This is a genomic window from Mangrovicoccus sp. HB161399, from assembly GCF_013184745.1.
Classification (GTDB): Bacteria; Pseudomonadota; Alphaproteobacteria; order Rhodobacterales; family Rhodobacteraceae; genus Mangrovicoccus.
In genome coordinates this window covers 1-627 of the sequence record NZ_JAATVU010000300.1, presented here as the reverse complement: position 1 = coordinate 627, position 627 = coordinate 1, and the positions used below count along the sequence as shown (strand labels likewise).

The 627-nt window shown below is 55.8% G+C and carries 1 tRNA gene; it reads left to right on the top strand.

Features of this window, described 5'->3' with window-relative positions:
• Positions 1 to 16 precede the first annotated feature (16 nt).
• Positions 17 to 93: transfer RNA gene (locus tag HCC78_RS33015), tRNA-Met, on the top strand.
• Positions 94 to 627: the final 534 nt, after the last annotated feature.

Below are 627 nucleotides of genomic sequence, written 5' to 3'. Positions count from 1 at the left end.
GAACGGACAGAATTGGCGCGGGATGGAGCAGCCCGGTAGCTCGTCAGGCTCATAACCTGAAGGTCGCAGGTTCAAATCCTGCTCCCGCAACCAGCTTCCCCTTGCACGTTTTACCACTAGGTAGGTCTAGGCGGTTGCAAGCCCCCGCAACCATCTTGCCCTTGCTTGGCGCAAAACCAGGCTCAGAAACAGTCCCAGGCGAATCCATCAAGGATTTGATCTGCTCGATTTCCTTTCTTTCTCTCTTCTCCAGTTTGTCAGCATCTCTCATCGCCTGAGCGCCAAACGCCGCTTCAGACACCTGAAGGATGCCAGCCAGATCGCCGTACAAGTCGACGACCAGTTCCGTCTTCTCCGCATTGGGCGTGAGAACGATCTTGTCTACGAGTGATCGGATGATCTCTGAAGACTTGTGCCTATGGTCGGGCGAATTCAAGGAGCCCAGTAGATCATCGACAGCCTCCGCGTAGCGCTTACCCATATTCGGGTGGACGTAGACAGGAGCCTCCTCCGTCGTGTCCAGAATCTTGACCAGTTGTAAGCGGTGTTCCCGGCTCACGGGATCTCAGGTTGACGGCTTGAAACTCCATGGCAGAAGTTCGTCGATGCGCTTCTGCGGATGCCCGG